The 5105-nt window shown below is 63.3% G+C and carries 7 protein-coding genes; 6 read left to right on the top strand and 1 reads right to left on the bottom strand.

Going from position 1 to position 5105, the window contains the following annotated elements:
• Both gluQRS and EOD15_RS28090 read left to right on the top strand, forming a co-directional pair.
• The coding region (gluQRS, locus tag EOD15_RS28085; RefSeq protein WP_127409038.1) for a tRNA glutamyl-Q(34) synthetase GluQRS at positions 1-794 on the top strand (794 nt) is incomplete at its 5' end.
• 140 nt (positions 795-934) lie between these two features.
• A complete protein-coding gene (locus EOD15_RS28090; RefSeq protein WP_127320842.1) occupies positions 935-1831 on the top strand; it encodes a DMT family transporter in 897 nt (298 codons plus the stop codon).
• 108 nt (positions 1832-1939) lie between these two features.
• On the opposite strand, the gene EOD15_RS28095 is transcribed toward EOD15_RS28090, so the two are convergent.
• On the bottom strand, positions 1940-2791 hold the full coding sequence (locus tag EOD15_RS28095; RefSeq protein ID WP_127270626.1) for a YihY/virulence factor BrkB family protein: 852 nt from the start codon (positions 2789-2791) through the stop codon (positions 1940-1942).
• Between the two features lie 55 nt (positions 2792-2846).
• Between EOD15_RS28095 and EOD15_RS28100 the strand changes: the two genes are divergently transcribed.
• From EOD15_RS28100 to EOD15_RS28115, 4 genes are all read left to right on the top strand, one after another.
• Positions 2847-3713 (top strand): SDR family oxidoreductase, encoded by an 867-nt coding sequence (locus EOD15_RS28100; RefSeq protein ID WP_127409039.1) that lies wholly within the window; start codon positions 2847-2849, stop codon positions 3711-3713.
• A 25-nt stretch (positions 3714-3738) separates the two neighbouring features.
• Positions 3739-3930, top strand: coding sequence for a twin transmembrane helix small protein (locus tag EOD15_RS28105; protein WP_013529428.1), 192 nt, complete (start codon positions 3739-3741; stop codon positions 3928-3930).
• Positions 3931-3952: 22 nt separating this feature from the next.
• Positions 3953-4534: a cob(I)yrinic acid a,c-diamide adenosyltransferase gene (locus tag EOD15_RS28110; protein ID WP_127323053.1), complete on the top strand. Its 582-nt coding sequence runs from the start codon at positions 3953-3955 to the stop codon at positions 4532-4534.
• 29 nt (positions 4535-4563) lie between these two features.
• A partial coding sequence (locus EOD15_RS28115) for a rhomboid family intramembrane serine protease (RefSeq protein WP_148129665.1) occupies positions 4564-5105 on the top strand: 542 nt, incomplete at its 3' end.

A 5105-nucleotide genomic window follows, 5' to 3' on the forward strand; every position in this document is an offset into this window, starting at 1 on the left:
ACCAGAAGCTGGCGGCACGGGCGCACGGCCGCCTGCTGCTGCGCATCGAGGATATCGACACGACGCGCTGCACGCCGCAATTCGGGGCCGGCGTGCTTGCCGACCTGAAATGGCTGGGGCTTGGCTGGGAAGAGCCGGTGCGCCGCCAGTCCGAGCATTTCGCCGAATACCAGGCGGTGCTCGAGCGGTTGATCGCGGAGGAACTCGTCTACCCCGCCTTCATGAGCCGTGGCGAGATCCGCGCCTTCATCACCGACAGCGAAAAGCGTGGGCGCGACTGGCCGCGCGATCCCGATGGCGTGCCGCTCTACCCCGCCGTGGACAAGGCGCTGCCGCTGAAGGAACGCCAGCGGCGGATAGTCGAGAATGCCTTCGCCTGGCGGCTGGATGTCGAGGCCGCCATGGCGCGTGTCGGCAAGGACCTGTCTTGGACAGAGTATTCCGACGAGACGCTTTCCACGACGCGCTCCGTCGAAGCCCGCCCGCAGGCCTGGGGCGACGTGATCTTGGCGCGCCGTGACATCCCGACCAGTTACCACCTCGCCGTCGTCATGGACGATGCGCTGCAAGGCGTCAGCCACGTCGTGCGCGGCCAGGATCTGTTTTCCGCCACCGGCGTGCAGCGCCTGCTGCAGCAACTCCTGGGGCTGCCGCAACCGGCCTATTTCCATCATCGTCTCATTCTCGGACCCGACGGCCGAAAGCTGTCGAAGAGCCTCCGTGACACCGGTCTTGCCGCGCTGCGTCATGCCGGCGCATCACCTGATGACATCAGACGGACGGTCGGGCTTTGACCAGGCGAGATCACCTGCCAAATGCGCCGGCCGTTGAATTTCAGTGATGTATGGATCAATGGTTTCGCTTTGCGCGTCGGGTTGAAGCGCATTAGAGCAGCGCCACGGTCAACTCTCCCCAGTACGGCGGCCTCCGGAACATGCACAGCATCAAGCGGTTCATCCCCGCCACCTTCGTCGTCTTGTGGGCCACCGGCTTCATCGGTGCGCGCTACGCCATGCCGTGGGCGGAACCGTTCACCTTCCTCGCCGCGCGTTTCGTCCTCGCTGCTATCCTGCTGGCCGTCCTGATGCTTGTGCTTGGCTCGAAAAGAGCCACCCGCCAGGAGGCGCTGCATGCCACCGGCGCCGGCATCCTGATGCATGGCGTCTATCTCGGCGCCGTCTTCTGGGCCATCCACAGGGGCATGCCGGCCGGCTTTTCAGCCCTCATCGTCGGCCTGCAGCCACTGATCACGGCGGTGCTTGCCGGCAAGTTCCTCGGCGAGGCGATCCTGCCGCGCCACTGGCTTGGCCTTGGCATCGGCCTCATCGGTATCGTCATCGTGCTGTGGCCGAAGCTCGGCGCGCTGGGCGGCGGCGTGACCGCGGCGACATTGACCGCCTCGCTGGTCTCGGTACTCGGCATGAGCGCCGGCACCATCTGGCAGAAGCGCTTCGCCTCCGGCGGCGACCTCGTCGCGGCGACCATGTGGCAATATGTCGGCGGTGGTTCGCTGATGCTCCTCGCCTCGCTCGCCTTCGAAACCCACACGGTCATCATCAATGGCGAACTGATCTTCGCCATGGCCTGGCTGGTGCTGGTGCTGTCGCTCGGCGCCATCTTCCTGCTGATGGTCATGATCCGCGACGGCGAGATGTCGAAAGTGGCCTCGCTGTTCTACCTGGTGCCGGCGGTGACGGCGGTCATCGCATGGGCACTCTTCGACGAACAGCTCAACGCGCTGCAGATTGCCGGCATGGCGATCACCACATTCGGCGTTGGCCTGGCAACGGCGCGGCAGACGAAGGGAAGAACTGTGGAATTGAGGAATTGAGGAATTGAGGAATTGAGGAATTGAGGAATTGAGGAAGAAGCACAGACAGCGCCGGATATGGCCCGCTTTCTCCAATTCTTCAGTTCTTCAATTCCTCAATTCTACCTGTCATCCCACCCGCGCACGTGCCTCCAGATAGCGGCTGATCGCGGCATTGAGCTCGCCGCCAAGGATAAAGATCGCCGATACCATGTAGAGGAAGACCACGGCGATCATGATCGAGGCCAGGCCGGCATAGGTCGTCACGTAGGACGAAAAGTGGTCGAGATAGGTGGCGAAGATGGTCGAGCCGATAAGCCATGCCGCCAGCGTGAAGACGATGCCCGGCACCAGCGAGACGAAGCGGCGCTTGCCCGCCGGCAGCCAGAAATGCACGGCAAACAATCCGCCGACAATGACCGCCGAAGCGATGACGTAACGCCACAGCGTGATGGTGCCCATATAGGGCTTGATCCAGTCGATATGGGCTTCGGCGATCCGCGCCAGCAGCGGCGCGAACACCAGGAGCACGCTGATCGCCAGGAAACCGGCCGTGGCGATGAGAACGAAGATGATGCTCTGCACCCGGCGGTAGATGATGCCGCGCGTTTCCGAAACGCGGTAGGCTCGGTTGAGCGACGTGCGCAGCGCCTCGATGCCGTTCGACGCAAAATAGGCCGCAAGCACCACACCATAGGTCAAAAGGTCGGTGCGCCTGACGGTCAGCACATTGAGCACTTCGCGCGCGATCGGCTTGGCGATCTGTTCGGGCCAGGTGTCGAAGACCAGATGCACGGCGGTGTCGGAGAACGCCTGCGCGCCGAGGAAGCTCGCCAGCGTCGTCGCGAAGATCAGGAACGGGAACAGTGCCATCAGCGATGTGATCGCCAGATGACTGGCCATCGCCCAGCCGTCATCGGTGTTGAAATGGCCAAGCGCGTCGTAGAGGACCCGCTTGAGGGCTACGATCTTCCGCAACAAGAACCGCGCCCTCCAATTGTCTCCACGCCGGGAATATGGGAAGGGATTGCGGCAAATGGCAACCCTTGGCGAAACCACGAACAGTCCGGCGCAGAAGTTGCGCTCGATTATCATCACCGGTGCGTCTTCGGGAATAGGCGCGTACTGCGCCCGCGCGTTGAAGGCGGAAGGCTGGCGGGTGTTCGCAACGGCGCGCAAGCCGCAGGACATCGCCGCGCTCGAAGCCGACGGCATCGAGGCCTTCTATCTCGATTATTGCGAGCCGGACTCCATCGCCGCGCTGGTGACGGCGGTGCTCGACCGCACCGGCGGCCGGCTCGACGCCCTGTTCAACAATGGCGCCTATGCGCAGCCGGGCGCAGTCGAGGATCTGCCCGTTGCGGCGCTCAAGCAGCAGTTCGAGGCGAATTTCTTCGGATGGCATGATTTGACCCGCCGGCTGGTGCCAGTGATGCGCCGCCAGGGTCAGGGCCGCATCGTCCATTGCTCGTCGATCCTTGGCCTCGTCCCGGCGCGCTTTCGCGGCGCCTATTCCGCATCGAAGCATGCACTGGAGGCCTTGATGCTCTGCCAGCGCCAGGAACTGGCCGGCAGCGGCGTCCACGTTTCGCTGATCGAGCCGGGGCCGGTGAAGTCGAAGATCGCCAGCAATGGCCTCATTTGGTTTCTCAGCAACATCGACCACGAAAATTCCGTGCACCGCGTGGACTATGCGGCGCAACTCGAACGGCTGCGGGCCGGCGGCAGCCAATCGGCCTTGAAGCCAGGGCCGGAAGTCGTTCATGTGGCGCTGCGCCATGCACTTCTGTCGCGGCGCCCGCGACCGCACTATGTGGTAACATTGCCGGCCAGGATCGGTGCGGTGCTCAAACGCATCCTGCCGGCATCGATGCTTTACCGCCTGATGGCCAAACGCGCCTGAACGCCAAAACAACTGGAACGAAACAATGGCAACCGTCTTCAACATTCTCGCCATTCTGGTCATGGTCGCCGTTGCGGTCGTGCTTGTTCGTGGCCTCATCAATATGATGCGCGGCGGCTCCGGCGTCACATCGAACAAGCTGATGCAGGCGCGCGTCATGCTGCAGGCCGTGGCGCTGGTGCTGATCCTGCTTGCGGTGTATTTCACCCGCAAGTGAGGGATGTCGGCGGGGAGGCGAAATGGTCAAGCTCAACAAGATCTACACCCGCACCGGCGATGATGGCACCACGGGTCTCGGCACCGGCGAGAGGCGGCTGAAATCCGACCTGCGGGTAGACGCCTACGGCACGGTCGACGAAGCCAATGCCTGCATCGGCATCGCCCGGGTCCACACGGCCGCGACCCATCCCGCGATCGACGCCATGCTTTCCCGCATCCAGAACGATCTGTTCGACCTCGGCGCCGATCTCGCCGTGCCCGACGACGGCAAGCCGCTCGGCTATGAGCCGCTTCGCATCGTCGCCGTGCAGACCGACCGGGTCGAAAAGGACATCGACCTTCTCAACAAGGAGCTTCAGCCGCTCAAATCCTTCGTGCTCAATGGCGGCACGCCGGCAGCGGCGGCACTTCACCTTGCCCGCACCGTGGCGCGGCGGGCCGAAAGGCTGATCGTGGCCCTTGCCCAGTATCCGGACGAGCACGTCAACCGCGACGGTCTGAAATACATCAACCGAGTCTCGGATTTCCTGTTTGTCGCCGCCCGGGCGGTCAATGACAACGGAAACGCCGACGTGCTATGGGTTCCCGGCAAGAACCGCTGATTGTCGAAAGCGGAAGAGGGCCTGGGGCAATGTTCATCCCGCTTTACGACACCAACAGGCTGCGGCACATCAGGCTGCAATATGTGACCATCGGGCTGATCGTGGTCAATGCCCTGGTCTACCTTGCCACCGCGCTCGGCGGCGATAGTTTCTCCAATGCCGCCGTGCTTGGTCTCGGCTTCATCCCGTCGGTCGTCCATGACACCGCCGAGCTCGATCCCCGTTTCATCGTCATCCCCGAAAGCCTGAGCTACCTCACCTATTCCTTCCTGCATGCAGACATCTTCCATCTCGGCGGCAACATGCTGTTCCTGTGGGTGTTCGGCGACAATGTCGAGGATGCGCTCGGCCACATCCGCTACCTCATCTTCTACCTGTTGTGCGCGATCGCCGGCGCCGCCTTCCAGGGCCTCGTCGCCTGGGATTCGCAGGCGCCGCTGATCGGTGCCTCCGGCGCCATCGCCGGAGTGGTCGTCGCCTATCTGATCCTTTATCCCAGGGTGAAGGTCTGGGTGCTGGCCTTTGCCCGCATCCCGCTGCGGATTCCGGCCTTCATCCCGCTCATCTTGTG

This window comes from Mesorhizobium sp. M7A.T.Ca.US.000.02.2.1, from assembly GCF_003996995.1.
Lineage (GTDB): Bacteria > Pseudomonadota > Alphaproteobacteria > Rhizobiales > Rhizobiaceae > Mesorhizobium.

What these genes read in the sequence shown, in the direction of transcription:
- EOD15_RS28100 (WP_127409039.1), top strand. Translation starts at nt 2,847, where the DNA reads ATGGCAACCCTTGGCGAAACCACGAACAGTCCGGCGCAGAAGTTGCGC.
- EOD15_RS28105 (WP_013529428.1), top strand. Translation starts at nt 3,739, where the DNA reads ATGGCAACCGTCTTCAACATTCTCGCCATTCTGGTCATGGTCGCCGTT.
- EOD15_RS28090 (WP_127320842.1), top strand. Translation starts at nt 935, where the DNA reads ATGCACAGCATCAAGCGGTTCATCCCCGCCACCTTCGTCGTCTTGTGG.
- EOD15_RS28110 (WP_127323053.1), top strand. Translation starts at nt 3,953, where the DNA reads ATGGTCAAGCTCAACAAGATCTACACCCGCACCGGCGATGATGGCACC.